Origin of the sequence: Sphingobium sp. B7D2B, from assembly GCF_025961895.1 — a bacterium.
In the GTDB taxonomy this organism is placed as follows: Bacteria; Pseudomonadota; Alphaproteobacteria; order Sphingomonadales; family Sphingomonadaceae; genus Sphingobium.
Genome location: NZ_JAOQOM010000001.1, coordinates 648064 through 668096, shown reverse-complemented (window position 1 = coordinate 668096; position 20033 = coordinate 648064). Strand labels below are relative to the sequence as shown.

Below are 20033 nucleotides of genomic sequence, written 5' to 3'. Positions count from 1 at the left end.
GAGAAGATAATCAGGCAAATTTACTTTGCAATACTAATTATAAGTAATACGATCCATAACCTCAAGGCCACTTGTGTCTTTCGCAATCGATGCGAATGAGGCCAAGGGACAGCGGCGGCGTGCAGAGCGAAGCAGATGAAAATACCCAAGAGAGCGAATATCGATCGTGCTGCGGAGGGAACCAGCGGCCCTGGAGAGGGCACGCCACCCAGCGCCTTGCCGCACTACGCCCAATGGTATCAGCAAGGTTCGATCGAAGACCTAAGGTTTCGCTTCACGAGCCGGCTGCGTGAGGCGATGCGCATGATGCGCGTGATGCTCGAAGAGGAATTGCGCGCCGAGGGGCAGACCCGCGCTTTGTGGGAAGCGCTTCTCGTGATTGTCCTCTCCGGTGGGCACAGCACGCAAAAGTCTCTGGCTAACCGGCTGAGGATCGAAGGCGCGACGCTCGTTCGATTGCTGGACGCGCTGGAAGCGGATGGGCTCATAGAGCGCGTTCCGGGCTTGGAGGATCGGCGATCGAAAATGATTAAGCCGACCAGCAAGGGACTAGCTCTCGCAAAGCGGCTGGTCCAGCGGAGCGACGAGGTGCGCGCGCGCCTGCTGGATGGCTGGACGGAAGCCGATCTGCATGCCGGCATTGCCATGCTGAACAAGTTCGGGGCTGCTCCCACTGCGCAGGAATGAGCAGGATATTCCCACCGCGAATGTGATTAGTTGCGCATATAATTAGCTATGCTATCAATTTGTCGGCCGGTCGCGAATCGCGATTGGCTGGCACTCGCAGCGACCGGCGCGATCGGTTGGCACGGGAGGGGATTGGCATGGCGAGCACGGCGTCGTCCGGAACGGTAGACCAGCGCAATAGCGGCGTATCGTCGGCGGGTGCACAGGATTGGCCCAAGCCGCGATCCGCTTGGTACGCGGTCGGCATGATCTCGTTCATTTCGGTGCTCTCGAACATCGACCGCGGAATCATCTCCCTCCTTGTCGAACCGATCAAACGGGATCTGCAAGTCAGCGATACCGAGATGGGGCTGCTGATCGGCTTCGCCTTCTCGTTCTTCTACATGATCGTGGGCCTGCCCATGTCGCGCGTGACGGACGTGCGCAATCGCCGCAACATCCTGACGATCGGCCTCAGCATCTGGAGCATGGCCACCGCGCTGTCGGCGCTGGCCTACAGCTATCTCACGCTGTTTATCGCCCGGGGGATCGTCGGCGCGGGCGAGTCCGTCAAAGGGCCAACCTCGATGTCGATGATTTCCGATATCGTGCCGCGCAGTAAATTGCCCAGAGCCATGTCTATCTACTCGATGGGTATTGCCGGCGGCATGGCCGCCTCGATGATCATCGGGGGCGTTCTTCTTGAGCTGGTGAAGGACATCACGCCGATCCATGTCCCGGGCTTTGGTCTTCTACGCGATTGGCAGTTCGTTTTCCTGAGTTGCGGCATGCCCGGATTGCTCGTCGCGTTGGTCTTTTTCTTCACGGTCAAGGAACCGACCCGCAAGGGCCGCAAGGTCAAGGGCTCGGTCCCGCTGCCAGAGGTCGCCCGCTTCGTGTGGTCGAACAAGCGCGTCTACGTGCCCCTGCTCCTCAGCCTTGCCATCGGTGCAATCGAATCCTTCGGCATGTCGGCATGGCGTGTCGCCTTCTTCGAGCGCACCCATGGCTGGACGCCCAACCAGGTTGGGCCTTTGCTGGGTTTTGCGGCGCTCCTCACGACGCCCATCGGGCTGGTAATCGGCACCTTGATTGCCGAACGTCTGGACCGGCAAAAGATCCCGGACGCGATGATCCGTTTGTGCCTCTACTCCAACTTCATCACGGTTCCTGCGGCCATCGCCATGCCGCTGATGCCCACCCCGTGGCTGTCGCTAGGTCTGATCATACTCAGCGGCGTGGGCAATGCGATCGGTTCACCCGGGCAGAATTCGGCCATCCAGATCATCACGCCAAATGAGATGAGAGGCCAACTCAGTGCCATCTATCTGTTCACGATCAGCGTAGTCGGCGCGGGACTGGGGCCGCTGTTCGTGGCGCTGATTACGGACTTCGTCTTCGTCGACGAGAGCATGCTGCGCTACGCCATGCTGGCGACGACAGCGGTACTCGGGCCGCTGGGACTGCTGCTCACCTGGCTGGCCATGCGACCCTATGGCGAGGCCGTGACCCGCGTTCTTAAAGACGAGGCGGAGCAGGCGCGACGGTAGGACGCAGTCATAGTCGCCGGGCAAAATGGGGCCCATCACCGCCCTCCACCAGACCGGCGAACATAACCAAGAACAGAGCCATGCAACGCATCATGGCGATGGGGAGAGGAAATATGAGAATGCCACGTTCGATCCGCATGTTTGAGGCTTTCAACCATGGCCTGAGCCGTTCGGCGCTGGCCGTCGGTCTGGCGGTGCTCGCGACGGGCAACGCATTTGCCCAGAGCGCGAGCATCGATCCGCAGGAAGGTACGGCCCAGAACGATGAAGCAATCGTCGTCACCGGCTCTCGCATCGCACGGCAGGGCTTCAACGCGCCGACGCCTGTGACCGTAGTCGGTCAGGATAGCATTCAGGCGCAAGGCGACACCAACATCGCCGAGGTTCTCAATGAGATGCCGGCCTTCCGGCCGAGCCAGACGCCGGAAAACTCCTTTGTCACCATCACCGGCAATATCGGCGCGCGCACGCTCGATCTGCGCGGTCTCGCCCCGCAACGCACGCTGGTGCTGGTGAACGGCCGACGCTTCATTCCCTCGTCGCCGCAAGGAACAGTCGACCTCAATCTCATTCCTACCATGCTCATCCAGCGTGCCGAGGTCGTCACCGGCGGCGCTTCGGCCGCTTATGGTTCGGATGCGGTGGCGGGCGTAGTCAACCTGATTCTGGATACCAAGCTGACCGGATTTCGCGCGCAGGGGCAATATGGCATCTCCGAGCGCGGAGATGACGAGAATTTTCAGTTCGCATTCGCGGGCGGCAATTCGTTCGGCGGCGGGCGAGGACATATCGTCGCCGCGTTCGAATATGCCAGCAACAAGGGCATGGGTGGCTGTTTCGACATCGACTATTGCGCGATGGAGTACAGCAACTTCACCAACAACGACTGGATCGCGCCGACTGCCGCGAATCCCAACCCCAACAATCCTCTGCCGAACCGGGTGACCTTACCGCACAAGCATCCAACGCTCATTACCCCCGGCCTCATCAATTCGCCGGGCGCGGGCGGCAGCCCGCTCCTGCGCGGCACATATTTCCGGCCGGATGGCACGCCGGTCATCAACGGCTGGGACTACGGGCAGTGGCCGTCCACCTTCGCTCAAGTTGGCGGGGACGGCCATCTCGAGGATCCGTTCACCTCGGCGCATCTGATGAAGTCGCCTGTCCGCCGCTGGGCAGCTTATGTTCATGGCGAGTATGAATTCACGGACACGATCAAGGGCTTCGCCGAACTGTCCTATGGTAATGTCCTCGGCACGCAGAATGGCGCGCAGTTTCGGGAGACTAGCCTGACGATCCGTCGTGATAATCCGTTTCTGCCGCCCGAGATTCTTGCGCTGATGGGCCCCAGCCAGGCGTCCATTGGACTGGCGCGAGACGGCGATGATTTCGGGGTCGCCAAATACCGTGGGCAGAACCGCACATTCCGCACTGTCGCAGGACTTCAGGGCGAGCTTGGCGGCGGCTGGAAGTGGGACGCCTATTATCAGTTCGGCCACAACAAATATGAGCAGCAGATGGCCAACAACCGCATCAATGCGCGGTTTGCCCAAGCCATCGACGCTGTCCGCAACAGCGCCGGTGACATCGTCTGCCGCGTGAATGCGGATGCAAACCCGGCCAATGACGCGCCGGGCTGCATCGCCATCAACCCGTTCGGTGAAAATCAGTGGGACCCCGCCGCCAAGGTCTTCACCTATGGCGTGGGTTGGCAGAATTCCACGATCAAGCAGCATGTGGTTGCCGCCAATATCCAGGGCGAGCCATTCAGCACCTGGGCAGGTCCTGTCTCCATCGCCGCGGGCGGTGAATATCGCCGTGACACAATTTCGGGCGATGCCGATCCAATCTCGCTAGCCAACGGCTGGTATGTCGGCAACGGCAGCGCCGTGTCCGGCAGAGTGAGCGTAAAGGAGGGCTATCTCGAAGCCATCGTACCGCTCGCCAAGGACATGGCCTTGGCGCAGAATCTCGAGCTGAACGGTGCCATCCGCCTGACGGACTACAGCACCAGCGGCAGCGTCACGACTTGGAAAGTCGGCGCCGTTTGGGACGTGACCGACTGGCTGCGTCTTCGTGGAACGCGGTCGCGCGACATCCGGGCGCCCAATCTGCTGGAACTGTTCGGATCAACAACATCCGTTTCCTCCCGGGTGGTCGGGGCATCCGGCGTGCAGTATCTGCCGCGCGTCTTTTCCGGCGGCAACACCGCGCTGGACCCGGAAATCGCGGATACTTGGACCGCAGGCGTGGTGCTGACGCCGCGCGGCTTCCTCAATGGCCTTCGCTTGTCCGCCGATTATTACGATATCGAGATTCAGGAAGCGATCAGTCAGGTCGGCGGTCAGACCATCGTCGATCGTTGCTTACTGGCAAACGTGTCCGAATTCTGCAGTCTCATCACCTTCGGCGCGACCAATGCCAATGAGATCGTGGAGGTCCGCAATCCCTGGCTCAATCTCAACACGCTGATCGTGCGCGGGATCGACCTTGAAGGGGATTATCGTCTGCGGCTGGGCGACCGGCAGAGCCTGAATTTCCGCGTGCTGGCGTCCTATGTGGCCGATCTCATCACGGTGGACTCGGTCGGCTCGATCAACCGTGCAGGCCAGACCGGCGTTCAGACCGGCGCGCAGCCGGGCCTGCCGCGATGGACGGTCAATTCGACCATCAGCCTCGACAGCGGCCCGTTCAACTTCAACGTCCAAGGCCGCTTCATCTCGGCGGGCATGATGGACGTGACGCTGGTCGGGCCGACCGACGCCGGCTACGATACCGATCTGCCGAACAGCATCAGCGACAATCACATCGAAGCCATGTTCTATCTCGATGTCGGCGCCAGCTATACTTTCGACATCGGCGGCCGTTCGCTCCAGGTCTATGGCGCGGTCAAGAACCTTACCAATCCCACGCCTCCTGTGAATGTCTACAGCGGCTCGGGCACCAACCCCTTCCTGTTCGACTTGGTCGGCCGCAGGTTTACGATGGGCGCGCGGGTGAAATTTTAGATCTAGATTACGTGTAGATCAAAAGCCCTCCCACTTCCGATTCGGCCGGGCTAGTAGAAGCCGACGTAGTCCGTAGAAGTTGCAATGAAGGAGCGTTTCTTCAGTTGCGCGGGCAGGGCATTTCTCAGTCCTACATGTTCTCTTTGCTATTGGCTTCTCGAATTCCAGCGCCATCCGGTCCGGCACTGGAATTCGAGCGATTTGCTCATATGTCTCGCCTATCCGAGCCGCAGATACGACTGGTACCAAATGCGCGGCGTTCCTCTACCCCGATTCGCGTTGGCAACCCTGTGTGATGGCAACACCTCGATTATCGCTAGAACGGATCTCGCGCGGACTTCTACCGCGAGCCAATGACAAACAGCGCTTTTGAGTTTACGCCATGAGCGGCAAGTTTTAAAGCTCGCGCCGGCATGTTCGGAACACCTCTACTCAAAGAAACCCCGACTTGCTTCCACTGAACGGACGGCGGCCTTCAGGATTCTTACGCTAGGAACGGAACGTCCGCGATCAGGGCGCATGTCGCCGTACTTCTTTGAACCTAGGCAGCACAACAAGCGTCAGAGAACGTCGTTTTTGAGCGTGCGGGATGCTCTCCAGTAATGAAAGCCAGCCCAAATGGCGAAGGACGCACAGATGATCATCCCATAGCGGATGCCGACGGCTCCGGCCAACGCGCAATCGATAGCGGCCTGCCCGACTGCGCCGTGGCATTCTGCCGCATAATTGCCAGCATAAGCCCGGGCGGCAAAGGTGTCGCTGAGAAATCCGACGAATAGGGGGCCAATCCCCATTCCGACCAGATTCTGGAAGAATATAATGATCGCCGACGCGGTCCCGCGCATACGCGGCTCCACCATGTTCTGGATCGCGCCGAAGGTGGGCGCGTAATAGGTGAAGGCGAGCGTCGCGCCGATCACCACCAGGGGCATGGCAGTCTGCCAGTTCGGCATCGACAGCCCGATCATGTAGAGCGGCGCTGCGCACAGAAGGCAGAGCGCGGGCAACCAGGCGTACCAGCGCTCGTCCCGCTTGCCTGCCCAGTCGGCTCCCATGCCACCCAGCAACGTGCCGGTGCCATTTGAAATGGCGGTGACGATGCCGAACAGCAGGCCGGCCTGCGTCATGCTCATCTCATAGGCTCGGCCGAAATACATCGGCAGGAACAACAGAATTCCGAAGTTCACAAAGCTGTTGAGACCGCAGGCCATACCGAGATGCAGGAATGTGCGCTTTGCCCCCAAAATACCCAGCATCGCCACAAAGCTGGGCATTTCCCGAGTCATGCTGGCAGGATCGTCAAAACGGCCACGGATGGGCTCTTTGACGGTGAGGATGAGGAGTGCGAGGAGCAGGCCGGGAGCACCGACGATCAGGAAGGTGTGCCGCCACCCCACGGTCTCGCCAAGCCAGCCCCCGCCGAAACCGCCGATGAGCGAACCGAACGAAGCCCCGAGCGCCACCACGGCAAGCGCAGTCGCCCGCTTGTTGCGGGGGAATTTGTCCGACACCATGGACACCGTGCAGGGACTGGCGGCCGCCTCACCGATGCCGACGCCCAGCCGTAGCAGCAGGAGTTGCCAGTAACTGGCCGCGTAAGCACTCAGCATCGTCATGAGCGACCAGATGGTCGTCGCGATGGCAAGCAGCGGTATCCGCCTGCCCTTGTCCGCCAGGCGAGCCACCGGGATACCTGCAGTCGTGTAAAGCAAAGCAAAGGCCAGACCTGTCAACAGGCCGAACTGCGCATCGCTGATGCCGAGGTCGGCTTTAATGGCCGGGCCGAGCGCGGCGACGATCACCCGGTCGATGAAACAAGACAGCGCAACCAGCAGAAGGATGAACATCATCCAGTATGGATAGGGCGAATGGTCTGTCGCCTGCGTTTCTTCATCGTCCATCTTGCCTCTCCCCTCCCAGTCCGTCTCTTTTCTCTGTCAGTCCTTCGTGCCCGGCATCCCCGGTCCACGCTCCACCAATGCAGTGCCGGCCCCAAGTGCGGTATCCGTCCACATCCGCACATCCAGGTCCGCGATCCTCCACCCATCGTCGGCAAACCGAAACAGGGCATGCCATGTGCCCATCCTCCAGGAGGCACCGCGAGGCCAGTATTGCCGGTGGAACTCATGCCGGAAGATCATGCAATACGCCGCCACGCGGATGTCATCCCCTTCCCTGCTGAGTTGGGGGGCATTGAACTGATGTTGATGACCATAGGTTTGGGTGGCGCGCTGACTGATGCTGCCACCGATGAAGGCCTCAATCCCCTCTCGGCCCGTAAACACGCCCGGGCTACCATCCCGCAGCGGATGGCGAAGCACGCCATCGCGCGTAAAACAATCCAGATAGGCAGGCAGATCGCCCGAGTCGATCGCCCATGAATAGCGCGCCATGCGGTCTGAAATCATGAGCCGGTCGCGAATGGAAATACCATCAAACTGGCCGCTCATGCCGCAGTGACCCCATGGTAGGACCACTGAGATATTTTCATTTTTGTCGGCATTCGCCCTCCTGCGTCAATATGTGATCGCCATTGTATTTTGACGTTTTTCGTTTCCGTAGCCCTATCAATCAGAAACAGTGCAATATGTAAAGTTTGCATTGTATATTGCATTCATCGGCGTCGAAGATGTATCAGCGCACATCAGGCCGGAGTGAATCCGGCGCCTCCTCGGCGGAGGAGGCCATCATCAACAGGGAGAGGAGACGACATGATCTTTCGTGAAATTCTGAAGAGAAGCGCGCTGAGCGGAGCATCGCTGCTCGCTCTAGGTGCGCTTGCGACCGCAGCCCATGCGCAGGACAACGACGCGCAGGACATCGTCGTGACCGCGCAGTTTCGATCGACCAATCTGCAGGACACCCCGCTCGCGATCACCGCGATGACAGGGGAACAGCTCAGCGAGCGCAGCTTCGGCAACATCGCCGATGTTGGCAAGGCCGCGCCCAGCGTCACCCTGCGCCTTGGCAGCTCAGGCTACGGCAAGTCCACGCAGGCCTATATTCGCGGCATCGGCCAGTCCGATTTCAACTTTGCACTGGAGCCCGCCGTCGGCTTCTATGTCGATGACGTGTATCATGCGTCACTGTTCGGCACGTCCTTCGACCTGCTGGACCTTGAGCGGGTCGAGATTTTGCGCGGCCCGCAAGGGACTCTGTTCGGCAAGAACTCCATCGGCGGCGCTGTTCGCCTCATTTCCCAGAAGCCGCAGGACTCGTTCGGCGCCTCGGTCGAAGGCACCTATGGCAGCTATGATCGCATCGACCTGCGGGGCATGTTGAACGTGCCGCTTGTCGCGGACAAGCTGGCCTTGCGCGTCTCCTTCGCGTCAAAGGAACGGAACGGCTATGTGGACAGGGTGGATTTTGCCTGCGTCTATCCGGCCCTGGCAGGCAATCTCACACCGACGGTTTCCAATCACGGCAATAGTTGCAAGCTCGGGACCTTGGGCGGCGAGAGCGTGCGCGCAGGACGCGCTGCGCTGCGCTGGACGCCTTCGCCCAACATCGAGGTCAATGTCGCTGCAGAGATCATCCGCGATAATTCGGAGGGCGCAGCTGACTCACTCATTTATGTGAACACGGCAGCGGCGGCGCTGGTCAACCATAACAATAATCGCCTGATCCCGGCGTTCGGCATCCCCTTCGATCAGCGGTTCATTGTCGACCCCTATGTCACCTTCGCGAGCTACGACAGCAAGTTCCTCGGGCGGGCCGTGCCGGCCGTGAACACCGTTCACTCGGAAAGTTACTCGGGCGATATCGGCTGGAAACTTGCCGAGGGCGTGCAGTTCAAATCGATTACCGCCTACCAGACGTTCAGCGGCCGCTTCACCCAGAACGCCAATAATGCGCCGCTCCCGGTCGCACTAACCGATAATCTGGCGGGGTTCGATCAGTTTACCCAGGAATTCCGCCTGGTGGGCACCTCCTTCAATGACATGCTGGATTGGGCGACGGGCGTCTTCTATTTTGAGGGCGACAGTTCCTTGGGCGGCGGCGCCTATCTTGCGGCCTCCAACATCGCCTTTGACCAGAATGACAGCACCCACGCCACCAACCGCTCAGCTTTCGCGCATGGCACGCTGCATCTGACCGAGCAGTTCTCCGTGACGGCCGGCCTGCGGTACACCAAGGAATCCAAGACCTATCGCTTTGACCGGGTCAATGTGCCGTCGGGCACGTCCTTCTTTGCAGGCGGCCCCTTCACCTCTCCCAAGTCCGAGATGGAACGCGTCGACTACAAGCTAGGAATGGATTACCAACTGACTGGCAATGTCATGGTCTACGGGCAGTTTTCGACCGGTTTCAAGGGCGGCGGCATCAATCCTCGTCCCTTCACACCTGCCACGGCAGTGCCGTTCGGGCCTGAAACGCTGAACGCTTATGAGATCGGCCTCAAGAGCGACCTCTTCGATCGACTGGTTCGGCTCAACCTGGCCGCCTATCACAGCGATTATTCCAACCTCCAGTTGAGCGCGAACGGGTACGATAACAATGGCGTGCCCAGCATCGTCGTTGCCAATGCCGGCAGCGCACGGATCAACGGGCTGGAGGCAGAACTCGAGATCCGGCCGGCGCGGGGACTGCAGATCGACATGTCCGGCAGCTACACGGACTTCAAAATCAAGGATCTCGGTCCGGCCGCGGGCGTTTCAGGTGGCCCGTCGCTTGCCAGCAAAGCGCCCGGCTCGCCGGAGTGGAAGTACAATGCCGGCATCCAGTATCGCGCCGACCTGGGCAATGGCGGCACACTGACGCCGCGTTTCGACGTCTATTATCAGTCCAAGGTTTTCAACGAGTGGACCAACAACCCACGCGCCGTGCAGGAAGGCTATGCAATCGCCAACGCTCGCCTTGGCTACAATGCACCGAATGATGAATGGTATGCGGCCGTCTCGGTCACGAACCTGTTCGATCAGTTTTATTATGTGAACAAGTTCATCCAGTCGGGAAGCTACATCTTTACCGGCCAGCCCAGTCGCCCGCGTGAATGGGCGGTGACGGTGGGCCGCCGCTTCTGATCGCTTCTCTCACGAGGGGATGCCGCCGCGGTGGCGTCCCCTTCTCTTCTCAGAAGGGCACTCGGAGCGCGTGGCACCGCGTGCATCCGGCCCAATGAGGAGAAGGGTGGAGCAGTGCGTCAAAAGCCATATATCAGCCGGCCAACACAACGCCGATGACGTCGATTTGAAATTCATACATTACTTTGAGCCTATTATGGCATTTTGAATGTAAATCTTGCATTAGCGTAGGTTCACGGTTATTTCCCTCCCCAAGGAGAGAACGATGCCCGTGAGAGTCCCCCCAAATCTCGACACTGCCAGTTTTTCAAAAGCGCTACGCGCGTTTGAGGCAATCGTGGGATCGCAATGGGTCCTTTCAAGTGATGAGGACCGCGCGACCTATATCGACCCCTATGCGCTGGGCGATGGGCTGAACCATGAAGCTTCCGCCGCCGTTGCGCCAGCCAGCGCGGAGGAAGCGCGTGCCCTTGTCCGACTGGCCAATGAACATCGCGTCCCGCTGTGGCCCACCGCCCGTGGGAAAAATCTGGGCTACGGCTGGGCAGCACCGGCCATGCCGGGATCGGTCGTTCTCGACCTCGGTCGCATGAATCGCATCCTGGATGTAGACGTGAAATATGGCCATTGCCTCCTCGAGCCGGGCGTAGGCTTCTACGATCTCTACAATTACCTCCGGCAGAACAATATTCCGCTCTGGATGTCGACGCCAGGCAATGCCTGGGGCAGCGTGATGGGCAACGCCCTGGAGCGAGGCTTGGGCTACACCCCCTATGGCGATCACGCGGCGAAAATCTGCGGTATGGAGGTAGTTACGCCCACAGGCGATCTGCTCCGGACCGGTATGGGCGCGATGGCCGGGAGTAAAACCTGGCAGGCCTATCAGCACGGCTTCGGCCCCTCCTGGGATCAGGCCTTCGTCCAGTCGAACTTCGGGGTGGTCACCAAGATGGGCCTGTGGCTGATGCCCGAACCGGAAATGACCTTGCGAGCGAAAGTCGAGCTACCACAGGCCGACGACATCGAATGGGCCATTCGCGAACTTCATCAACTGCGCGTGAACAATGTCGTCGACCACAATTTCGTGTTCGGCAATTATCTTCACGACGCGGCCGTGCTGTCCCAGCGCAGCGAGTGGTACGACGGCAAGGGCGCCCTCCCCGATGCCATCGCCGAGAAGATGATGAAACATTATGACATCGGATGGTGGCGCTTCAATCTCGGCGTCTATGGCCACGAAGGCATTGTCCGCGCCAAGGAGCAACTGATCCGCAAAGCTCTTGAGCCCCATCTCGGTAAGGCCATCGAGTTCGAGGTATGGCGGCGGGGCGATCCTCTCGACAAGGCGGCCGCGCGGGCGCCGAGCGCGACGTCTCTCCAGATCGTCAATTGGTGGGGTGGCCGCGGCGGCCATATGGGCTTCTCCCCGGTCATGCCGCCCGATGGCACCCTGGCCCGCAAGACCTTCCGCGCGATGAAGGCGCGCTTCGAGGAACATGGTCTGGACTATTACACGTCCTTCACCATGGGCCATCGCCACATCAACAATGTGAACATACTGCTTTATGACCGTGACGACGCCGACATGGTGGCTCGGGCCAACAGGCTGTTCCACGTGCTGATCGCCGACGCCAAAGCGGCCGGCTTCGGCGAATACCGCACCCATCTCGATTTCATGGATTCGGTCGCGAAGAGCTTCGATTTCAACGGCGGCGCCTTGGCGCGGTTCAACGAGACCGTGAAGAATGCCATTGATCCCAATGGCATCATTGCACCCGGTAAAAACGGCATTTGGCCAACGGCCTACAAAGCCCACGGTCAGGGAGAGGAAGCGTGAATGCCATCCACTGGAGTGCCTTCGCGGCGCTGATTATTGCGAGCACGGCTGCTGCCTTTGCATCGTCTGATGCGGCCACGCCTGTGTCGGCATCAACCACGGCATCGGCTACGGCTTCGACCGTGAAAGACGGGAGAGCGCTGTTCCTCCAGCATTGTGGCTACTGTCATTTGCCTGGAGGCACGGGCACCATCCAGCTCCAACGGCGCTGGGGCAAGGAGCGCTCGCTTCTTGCCGAACGGACCGATCTTCCGGCAGACTATGTGAAGGCGGTCGCACGCCACGGCGTTTTCAGCATGCCGCCGATCACGCGGGTTGAAGTTACGGACGATGAGCTTGAAAAGCTCGCGGCATTTCTTGCCACGCCCGACAAGGACAAGGCGCAGGCACGATGATAAGGCGAGATCTCCTGAAGCTCGGCGGCCTCGCAGCCGCTGGCCTTATCCTCCCGCCACATCTTCGGGCGGCGCAGGCCACAGCGCAGATGCGACATGTGATCGTGGACCCCCGTTTCGCTGGAACAAGCGCTTTTGCCGCGGCGGCAAGGGATGCCAAGGCTCCGATTCTGCACAGCCACGGCGATCTTGCGACGCTCTGGTATGGAGTGTTGCGCGAGGCATCCTCTGGTAGCCTGATGGGTTTAACCGGCTATGCCGATATGGTCGTCGCCCTTGGTATCGCGGCAGAGATGCGCGGCACGATTCGATTGTGCATGTCCCATCAAACAGGGGATGAGCGTGCTGCACATCGCGTGTCGATCGGTCCGGCCGCGCAAGCGGATGTGTTGGAGGCTGCCGGTGAGCAATGGCCCCAAGCGCTCTGGACCATGATGAGCACCCATACCAACGCTCCAATTGACAGCCGCCTACGGGAACGAGACAGAGAAAAGCGCAAGGGAGTCCTGTGGTCCTGGGCCATTGCCTAAGCGGCGCGGATCGCTCAAGCTCCGCGCTCAGCAGAGCCGGTTCAAGGAGTAACGGAATAGATGGTCACGTCGTCGAGTGAAGGAACGGTCCGCCGCCGTGCGGGCGCAACCCTCGCCGACGTAGCCAGGGCAGCGCAGGTCTCGACGGCCACCGTCTCAAGAGCGTTGAACACCCCTGATCTTCTTACCAAGGAAACGCTCGGGCGCGTTCATGCCGCCATTGCGGAAACGGGCTATATCCCATCGCTGACAACCGGAACGGTGATCACCAACCGCAGCCGGCTCATCGCGATCATGGCACCGCCGACGCCGCTCGAACTGTTCGACACGACGGTGCGGGCAGCGGTCGCGGCGCTCGATGATGGCGGCTATCAGACGCTGCTCGGCATCTACGAGAGAAACGCGACCCGAGAGAAGATCGTGACGCAGATCCTGAGCCGCCGCCCCGGCGGTCTCATTCTCATCGGCCTCCCCATTTCACCGGACGTCCGCGCCTTGCTGGTCGAATCCAACTTGCCGATCGTCGAGACGTGGGAAACCCCGATCAGCCCAATCGACATGGTAGCGGGGATTTCTCACCATGATATCGGCATCGCAGTCGGCAACTTCCTGATGCGCAAGGGCTATCAACGGCCGATGATCTTCTCGACTGACAGTAGCAGAGGCCATATCCGTCGCTATGGAATTTCGCGGGTCTTGATGGAAGCGGGACGGCCGGAACCTCGCAGCATCGACCACAGCCTGCCCGGCACCATCGGCGAAGGGCGGCGTAGCTTCGGCCGTATTTGGGAGGCGGGCGAGCGACCGGACGTGATCGTCTGCTCTTCTGATTGGCTGGCTCAAGGCGTGCTGATCGAGGCCGCCGTCCGCAGCGTCCGCGTTCCCGATGATCTTGCCGTGATGGGTTTCGGCGATTTCGACTTCGCCCAGGAGTTGGAGCCATCCTTAACGTCCGTCCGGATCGACGGCGCCAAGATGGGGCGTCAGGCAGCGGCCCTCATGCTCAAGGCCTTGTCCAAGAACCAGCGTGATCGCGCCAAAGCAGCGCGCGTGGACATCGGCTTCACGCTTGTGGAACGGCGCAGCACCTGAGCCCGATGTCCCTGCCGGCAAAAGTGAGCACTCTCTCGCCACGACTACGCCCTTTCTCCCCCCTCCGGTCCGCCTGCTATCGCCTCAATCTGCGCGCGCAGCCAGCGGTGTGCAGGATCATTATAGCGGCGCCGGTGCCATGTCTGGACGAATGGGAAGCTGTTCAACCTGAACCGTAGAGCGCTGCAGTGTCCGTATCCCAGATGCTCGATGCTCCGGCGCGCTGCGGTCAGTATGAGATCGGTCCCCATGATCAACTCAGGCGCTGTCGACCAATGCGGGACTTGCACGGCGATGCGACGTTTGTGCCCAAGCCGCGCCAGCGCATCGTCGATTTCGCTATCGTCCTGCAGAGCCACCGTTACGCGGACGTGAGGACGCGCGAGATACTCTTCCAACGTCAGCGCGTCGCCATCGCTCGGCTGATCGAACAGGCAGGCAAATGTCTCCCCAAAGAGTGTTGTACTTCGCAGATCGCTGCGCCTTGCTCGCCCCAGCAATGGATAAACGCCAACAGCAAGGTCGATTTCCGCATCCGCCAGCGCAGCGAGCGCGCTCCCGGCCGTAGGATATGACCGATAGATCCATCAGTGGTGCCAACTTGCGCAGCCGTGCAACGAGTTCCGGCAGCAGGATCGCTGCGCCATAGTCGGACAAGGACAGGCGGAAATGACGGCTGCATGTCGTGGCATCGAATGCAGGTTGATCGGTCATCGATCGGATGGTGGCCAACGCGTGCGCAAGAGGCTCCGCCAATTGCTGCGCACGCGCGGTCAGTTGCAGACCGCCCTTGCCTCTCACCAGCAACGGATCGTTGAACACATCCCGAAGTCTCGCCAGTGCATGGCTGACGGCCGGCTGCGAGCGGTTAAGCCGCGAAGCTGCGCGCGAGACGTGTCGTTCCTCGATCAGGGCTTCCAGCACTGGAAGCAGGCTGAGGTCGGCCGGGGTCAACTCATCCATATTCTGCATATTCATCATATCAATGAGGAATTTTCATTCCATCTGTCAATGATGCACGTTCCTCAACAAAGGAGCCGGAGCATGATGCAGTCAGCCAAAACGGATCTGGGATTTTCCCACGTTGCCCTTGTCGTCCGCGATCTCGATCGAAGCATCAGCTTCTACGAGGCGTTCGCCGACCTTCATGTCGTTCATCGTAGGGTGGCCGGCGGCGATGTGGACGAGGTGGCAGGGATGGCTGATGGAGTCCGCCCGTTCGCGCTTGTGCTGGTGGCTTCAGCCCGTTTGCGCGACACGTCGCTTGGGCCATTTGGGCATCTCGGCATCACATGCGCCCAGCCCGAGGACGTCTTCCGGCGCGCGGCCCAAGCCAGTGCTCGCGGCATCTTGCGCTCCGCGCCCCGCAACGACGGGCCGCCCGTCGGGCTATGGACGTACATTGCCGATCCTGACGGAAACACGCTCGAGCTTTCCTTTGGGCAGGAGATCGCCTTCACGGTTCAGTCGGACAAGTGTGCGAATGCATAGGACAGGTTGCTGCCGCTCTAGAACGGCAGCAGGAGGAAAATCATGAGAACGCGTATCAAAGTGTGCTGCATTGCATCTCGGCAGGAAGCAGACATAGCAATTCGAGCAGGCGCCGATGCACTGGGCTTGGTGGCACGCATGCCGTCCGGCCCCGGCCCGATCTCGGACGCCCTCATCGCCGAAATCACCGCAGTGGTGCCCCCGCCGGTCGCCACCTTCCTTCTAACGTCGGAGACGACGGCGGAGGCGATCTCGGCGCATATCCGTGCGACCAACCCATCCACGGTGCAGATCGTGTCGGACATCGATCCAGCCGAGTCCGAGAAACTGGCAATGCTTGAGCCCCACATTCGCCGTGTTCAGGTGATCCATGTAGAAGGCCCTGAGGCTCTCGACCTGATCCCCGGTTACGCGCCTCACGTCCACGCCTTCTTGCTGGATTCAGGGCGGCCGAACGCCAAGATCGCAGAACTGGGTGGAACCGGCCGCGCCCATGACTGGGCTATCAGCGCGGCGTTTGTGCGATCGACCGACAGGCCCGTGTTTCTGGCGGGCGGGTTGTCGGCGGCGAATGTGGCAGATGCGATACGGCAGGTTCGGCCCTTTGGGCTGGACCTGTGCTCAGACGTACGGACCGATGGCCAGCTCGACCCGGAAAAGCTGAGCGCTTTCGTGGCTGCGGTAACGCAAACCGACGCGGCCGTGGCGAGTGCGGATACGACCGATGGAAGCCATTGCTGCTAACGGCCTGCCGGGCTTTGCCTCAATCCGAGAGTCCATCGGCTGTGACAGCAATCTTGCGCATGTCGTTGCTGGTCATTTTCTGCATGTCGCGATGGACGGCATCGGACAGGTCTCGCATCTGTTCGGGGTAGCGTTCGCGCAGATACGCCTCCTCCAGCCACAAGCCGGCTGTGATCAGCCGCAAATCGGCCTGGATCTGGCGTCGCTCATCATTTTGACGCTCCAGCGGATCGCCACGCAGCTTGGTCGTGACTTGGCGCAGGATTGCAGCATTATCAGCGGCGGACAGCTTGCGCGCGTTCGCCAGTTCCCAGGCAACCCCGAACATAAGCGCGGTCGCGCCGGCGACGGTGTCCGCCGGATAGTTTCGCGCGGCCAACTCGCGGGCCCAAACAGTTCGCGCCTTTCCGGATCTTAGAAAATCGCCAGGAGCGGCAAGCGCAAAGCGGAGCGACAACAAACTGCCTGGATCCTTGCTCACCGCCTCTTCCACCTTCGCCGTCACGGTGCGCGAACGATCGAAGGGAATGCCTGCGCGGGGATCGGCTATCTGGCTCCCATGTTGGGATGTCTGCTCCGTGGCAGATGCGCCGGTCGTTTCGCTATTAAAGCCTTCCGTAAAGAGGCGAGTAACGCGGGCCGGATCGATTTCGGCCGCATTATCCGCCTCGCTGGATTTCGAGCACCCGGCCGTGCCCAGAAGCAAAAGGAGAGCCGCAGCACCGTCTTTCGCACTCCGATAATGCCTCAACTCAAAACCCTTCTCATTCGCGACACGCCGCGACCATTTCGCAAATCCTCCATCAAACGAACATCACCTCGGCCAGACGATGGATTAGATCGGCGAGCCGTTTCAATATCTTACATATGCCAGCTACTGTTCAGCTACGACATGCTCAAACTGTGCCCACAAAGGAGAACATTGTGCGCCTCGTTCTTTTGGCCGCTTTCGGCACCCTCTCATTCACGGCGCCCAGTGTCGCGCAGGTGATGATTGACGTGCCGATCTGGAGCAACGGCATTCTCGGGCAGCAGGCGTTGCGCAGCACCTTCGACCATTATGACGAGACGCATGGCACCAGCGACAATGACGCGGCACCAGGCAAGCGGGCGAGGCCCTGCTCGGCGGACGCACTGCCCACCGCAGATCGCCGTCGCATGGAAACCGAATATGTCCGCCGCGCCCGATCCGACGGTAAGGCAAGCGCCGACGTCTGGGTGCGTGAGCAAGGCATGCAGTTCCGCCAAAAACTGGCCGCGCAGGGCGTGTGCTGATGCACAAATCCAGCACCATGCTCTTTGTGGCGACGCTCGTTGGATCGATTTTTTGTGCCCCCGCGACCCAGGCTCAGGACAGCAACACGCTCGACCGCCACCTTGAGCATCAGCAGTGGCAACGTCTGCAAGATCACCAGAACCAGTCCCGCACAATGAGCCCCGGGGATAAGAAGGCAGCGCAAGCCAGTTCCAAGCCCCAATTGCAGACATGCTCTGCCGATGCGCTGCCTGCCGCCGATCGTCGCCATCTGGAGGCAGAATATGTCCGCCGGGCGCGCGCGGATGGTAAAGTCAGTGCGGATGCCTGGGTTCGCGAACAAGGCAAGCAGTTCCGTCTGAAATTGATCGCGCAGGGCGTCTGCTCCGATCCCGAGGCCGACACACGGTCCGCAGCGAATAATCGAGCCAAGCCGGACCAGAAGGGTTGTGACATGGTCATGCGCCCAGTCGCCGGTCTGGGCGGCGCGCCCATGACGATGGCAATGGTGCCTGATTGCGGTGACGACTGACTTCGACCGGACTATCAGCGGCCGGGCAGTTTGGCCAATGTCGACGACCCGCGATCATCCCGAACATTGTGGATGACCCCCACTTCGGACGCCTCATCCTTGATCAGATCATAGCGCATGCGCACGGCAATGTCGGTCCGGCACGGTCCTGTCCCCGGCCGGTCGACGCTGCACGCCAGCACATAGGTGCGGACCACATCCAGACGCTGAGGGTCGAGCTTGAGCTGCCAGTTGAGCGCGTAATTGGGCACATGCCCGCCTATCGAATCCTTCGCCAGCGCATCCCGGGCGACGTCCGCCAGCTTGTCGCCAAGGCCGCTCTCCCGGACGTAATGCACATAGAGCCGCAGGTCAGCCGCACGCGGCCGATCATCTCCGGCCGCGATCGTTACTTGGTAGCTCGGCTCTGCTGCCCGCGCGCCCGGCAGGCGGCTGTCGAGCGTCATGGACTGCGGGGCGGTCGGCCCTCCCTGCGCCGGACGCAGAATACGCAAGGATAACACCTGCAAATGCTCGTCTGCCTTGGCCGGCAAAGCTTGCCGATAGGTCGTGATGCATGGGACCAGTCGGTCAAGCGCTGGCTGTTGGTCGGCTGGATCAAGCCCCAGTTCCACGATCACCCTGAAACGGGATCCGCTCTCCGCGTCGTCGAGCCCCAACATCGGGATATCGCAAGCCGCAAAGCCCGCATTGAGCGCCTTGAGCTTGATGCCCGTCGCCACAGCCTCTGCATAGGCGCGGTGCAGGCGCTGCTCGCAGGCCGTGCCCACGCGGCACTGCGCCGGGTCGGCATCGATCGCGAAGCGCAGGCGTGTCAACGAATCGCCCCTCTTCACGAGCGCGACGTCATAATGGCCCTTTTGAAGATAGCTGTCGTGAAGGACGAACGCGCCGGGATAAACCGCCTCGGCCAGTGCGACCCCGGCCTTTTCTGACCCCGGACGGTCGCCACACCCTGCCAGCGCAAGCGCAGCAACGGCAGCAATTGCGATCGATGTCCATGCTTTCGTTCCAGCAGCGGTCATTACTGGTGGCACGGCCCCACGACGCGATCCACACGCAGCACAGGCCGATCATCTTCGCCCGGGATCAGCCGCCCTTCGATGGCAAGACATTGCCGTTCGTTCCACGCTGTCCTGATCGCGGCAAGCGCAGTTGGATCGCCGATCATCGGCGGCGACGGTTTGCTGCCGTCGAGGTCGACATAGAGCATAGCCTGGCGATCAGTCTGACCCGCCTGTCCCTTTGGGTCGAACAGGGCGCGGCTCGGGCACGGCTGGCGAACGCAGCGGACGCCAGTATCGCCGATGTGCAGGCGCGCCGCGTGCGCTTGATCGTCGTTCGCCACCAGAGGTGGCGGCGCCATCTGGGCACCGGCAAGGGCGAGCATGGCAATAAGGGGGGCGCTCATCTTATCTCCTGTCCTGCTGATCGTCCATGCCGGCCGCGCGGCTGTCGCGGACGACAACGGATCCCGCGAACACCACCATCGGCGCATGGTGATGGCCGGTATGGGCGCCGACCGCTCTGCCCGCCACGGTCACGTCCTGACCGACAGCGTGCTGGAGCGCGCGAAGAAGCGCTGGCTCCATGGCATGAACCTGCACCCGGTCGAACCGCTCGCTGCCGTCGGCAAACTCGCCATCCTCCAGACAGATGCGGCGCGGCAGCACCAAAATGAACACCTGTTCTTCAACATCGCCCTGAGCGACACTTTCATAATTGGGCGGGCCGGGGAAGCTCTGAAGCGTCAGCTTACCGGCAACGGTGACGAGAGCGTCTGGGCGGGTGGCGTTTACGCAACGCTGAGCGATCTCGTTCCCCGCAGCGGGCACGGCGGGCATAACGCATACGGCGCCGACCAGTGCGATCCATTCAAGCCGCACCCGTCTCACCGCGTGCGTGCGGC

Annotated in this window: 19 protein-coding genes and 1 pseudogene; 12 read left to right on the top strand and 8 right to left on the bottom strand. The window is 61.0% G+C overall.

Annotated elements, in window-relative coordinates; all coding sequences use genetic code 11:
• Positions 1–135: 135 nt before the first annotated feature.
• From M2341_RS02960 to M2341_RS02950, 3 genes are all read left to right on the top strand, one after another.
• Complete coding sequence (locus M2341_RS02960) at positions 136–687, top strand: MarR family winged helix-turn-helix transcriptional regulator (RefSeq protein ID WP_264584165.1); 552 nt, start codon at positions 136–138, stop codon at positions 685–687.
• A 137-nt stretch (positions 688–824) separates the two neighbouring features.
• Positions 825–2216 (top strand): MFS transporter, encoded by a 1392-nt coding sequence (locus tag M2341_RS02955; RefSeq protein WP_264584164.1) that lies wholly within the window; start codon positions 825–827, stop codon positions 2214–2216.
• Positions 2217–2329: 113 nt separating this feature from the next.
• On the top strand, positions 2330–5224 hold the full coding sequence (locus M2341_RS02950; protein ID WP_264584163.1) for a TonB-dependent receptor domain-containing protein: 2895 nt from the start codon (positions 2330–2332) through the stop codon (positions 5222–5224).
• A gap of 560 nt (positions 5225–5784) precedes the next feature.
• Here M2341_RS02950 and M2341_RS02945 read toward each other — a convergent pair.
• A complete protein-coding gene (locus tag M2341_RS02945; protein WP_264584162.1) occupies positions 5785–7125 on the bottom strand; it encodes a spinster family MFS transporter in 1341 nt (446 codons plus the stop codon).
• Between the two features lie 36 nt (positions 7126–7161).
• Positions 7162–7674, bottom strand: coding sequence for a nuclear transport factor 2 family protein (locus M2341_RS02940; protein WP_264584161.1), 513 nt, complete (start codon positions 7672–7674; stop codon positions 7162–7164).
• Positions 7675–7935: 261 nt separating this feature from the next.
• On the opposite strand from M2341_RS02940, the gene M2341_RS02935 reads away from it, so the two are divergent.
• The 5 genes from M2341_RS02935 (at position 7936) to M2341_RS02915 (ending at position 14102) form a co-directional block, all read left to right on the top strand.
• Positions 7936–10248 carry a TonB-dependent receptor gene (locus tag M2341_RS02935; RefSeq protein ID WP_264584160.1) on the top strand — a complete coding sequence of 771 codons (2313 nt, stop codon included), beginning with the start codon at positions 7936–7938 and terminating at the stop codon, positions 10246–10248.
• 265 nt (positions 10249–10513) lie between these two features.
• Complete coding sequence (locus M2341_RS02930) at positions 10514–12085, top strand: FAD-binding oxidoreductase (protein ID WP_264584159.1); 1572 nt, start codon at positions 10514–10516, stop codon at positions 12083–12085.
• On the top strand, positions 12082–12480 hold the full coding sequence (locus M2341_RS02925) for a c-type cytochrome (protein WP_264584158.1): 399 nt from the start codon (positions 12082–12084) through the stop codon (positions 12478–12480). Before M2341_RS02930 ends, M2341_RS02925 begins: the two co-directional genes overlap by 4 nt.
• A 98-nt stretch (positions 12481–12578) precedes the next feature.
• A complete protein-coding gene (locus M2341_RS02920) occupies positions 12579–13010 on the top strand; it encodes a hypothetical protein (RefSeq protein WP_264584157.1) in 432 nt (143 codons plus the stop codon).
• 60 nt (positions 13011–13070) lie between these two features.
• Positions 13071–14102, top strand: a complete 1032-nt coding sequence (locus tag M2341_RS02915; protein ID WP_264584156.1) for a LacI family DNA-binding transcriptional regulator — start codon at positions 13071–13073, stop codon at positions 14100–14102.
• Positions 14103–14146: 44 nt separating this feature from the next.
• Here M2341_RS02915 and M2341_RS16465 read toward each other — a convergent pair whose 3' ends face one another.
• On the bottom strand, positions 14147–14602 hold the full coding sequence (locus tag M2341_RS16465; RefSeq protein ID WP_413715190.1) for a LysR substrate-binding domain-containing protein: 456 nt from the start codon (positions 14600–14602) through the stop codon (positions 14147–14149).
• Between the two features lie 319 nt (positions 14603–14921).
• A pseudogene (locus M2341_RS16460) lies at positions 14922–15065 on the bottom strand (LysR family transcriptional regulator); the annotation flags it as partial.
• Between the two features lie 48 nt (positions 15066–15113).
• Here M2341_RS16460 and M2341_RS16455 point away from each other — a divergent pair.
• Together M2341_RS16455 and M2341_RS02900 are read left to right on the top strand one after the other, a co-directional pair.
• Entirely contained in the window at positions 15114–15593 is a 480-nt protein-coding gene (locus M2341_RS16455) for a VOC family protein (protein ID WP_413715686.1), read from the top strand.
• Positions 15594–15635: 42 nt separating this feature from the next.
• Positions 15636–16337, top strand: a complete 702-nt coding sequence (locus tag M2341_RS02900) for a phosphoribosylanthranilate isomerase (RefSeq protein WP_264584153.1) — start codon at positions 15636–15638, stop codon at positions 16335–16337.
• A gap of 19 nt (positions 16338–16356) precedes the next feature.
• Here M2341_RS02900 and M2341_RS02895 read toward each other — a convergent pair whose 3' ends face one another.
• Positions 16357–17043, bottom strand: a complete 687-nt coding sequence (locus M2341_RS02895; RefSeq protein ID WP_264584152.1) for a hypothetical protein — start codon at positions 17041–17043, stop codon at positions 16357–16359.
• Between the two features lie 218 nt (positions 17044–17261).
• Between M2341_RS02895 and M2341_RS02890 the strand changes: the two genes are divergently transcribed.
• Complete coding sequence (locus M2341_RS02890) at positions 17262–17612, top strand: hypothetical protein (protein WP_264584151.1); 351 nt, start codon at positions 17262–17264, stop codon at positions 17610–17612.
• Complete coding sequence (locus tag M2341_RS02885; RefSeq protein WP_264584150.1) at positions 17612–18124, top strand: hypothetical protein; 513 nt, start codon at positions 17612–17614, stop codon at positions 18122–18124. The genes M2341_RS02890 and M2341_RS02885 overlap by 1 nt, the downstream gene beginning before the upstream one ends.
• A 14-nt stretch (positions 18125–18138) precedes the next feature.
• Here M2341_RS02885 and M2341_RS02880 read toward each other — a convergent pair whose 3' ends face one another.
• Genes M2341_RS02880 through M2341_RS02870 form a run of 3 tightly spaced genes read right to left on the bottom strand, consistent with a single transcriptional unit; the run spans position 18139 to position 20010 of the window.
• A complete protein-coding gene (locus tag M2341_RS02880) occupies positions 18139–19149 on the bottom strand; it encodes a hypothetical protein (RefSeq protein WP_264584149.1) in 1011 nt (336 codons plus the stop codon).
• Entirely contained in the window at positions 19149–19535 is a 387-nt protein-coding gene (locus M2341_RS02875) for a hypothetical protein (protein ID WP_264584148.1), read from the bottom strand. Before M2341_RS02875 ends, M2341_RS02880 begins: the two co-directional genes overlap by 1 nt.
• A gap of 1 nt (position 19536) precedes the next feature.
• Complete coding sequence (locus M2341_RS02870; RefSeq protein ID WP_264584147.1) at positions 19537–20010, bottom strand: DUF4431 domain-containing protein; 474 nt, start codon at positions 20008–20010, stop codon at positions 19537–19539.
• Positions 20011–20033 lie beyond the last annotated feature (23 nt).